Source organism: Synechococcus sp. R55.2 (assembly GCF_047462075.1).
Lineage (GTDB): Bacteria > Cyanobacteriota > Cyanobacteriia > Thermostichales > Thermostichaceae > Thermostichus.
Window position 1 is genome coordinate 1 of record NZ_JANSIH010000246.1, and the last position, 682, is coordinate 682.

At 52.6% G+C, this 682-nt stretch carries 1 pseudogene; it reads right to left on the reverse strand.

The features are described 5' to 3' along the window. Positions 1-682 (reverse strand): annotated as a pseudogene (locus tag NW838_RS08320) (hypothetical protein); the annotation flags it as partial.

Sequence of the window (682 nt, forward strand, 5' to 3'; positions counted from 1 at the left end):
GACAGTAGAACTCCGCCGCCTCTAGAGAGGGAACTCCTTCAAAGCGTCGATGAGCACGCCGGATTTGTTCGACTGTCCAAATTTCGTCTGCATCCAACTGCCACAGCAAGCAGGGATAGTCAGGTTGGGCTGCCCTAACCATTTCAATTTTGCCATCCCAAAACTGGCCATCGGGCTTCTGAACAAGCCGAACACGGCTGTCTTTGGCTGCCAAGTCCCTCAAGTATTCGACCGTACCATCCAAGCTGTGCCCTTGAAAGTACCTCTCAGGGATCCGGCCACCGTTGGCCAAACACCACCCTGTGTCATGCCGCAAGGCAGCAACGCCCTCAACCACCACCCATTGCCAGGGGATCCCTAACCTATCCAACTGACAGAGGACAGAGTAGTGGCGCTCAATGTAGGGTTGTCCATCCAATACAATGGTGAAGAAATGAATAGGAAGGGTAGCTTTAATATCCTTAAAGATGGCAAAGCCGTTGCGGGCATTTCCCCAGCGAATGAGTCGGTAGCCACAGCTAGGAAGCTCCCTGAAAGAGCGGTTGTTCTTGAAAGCAAGGATATCATTCAAGGCAATATACTTGGGACGAGCACCCCGCTCTATGAAGGCTTGCAGGTCGTACCAGCCTGTAAACTCGCCACCGTCGATGAGAAGAAGATCGGGATTGGGAACTTGGCTTGC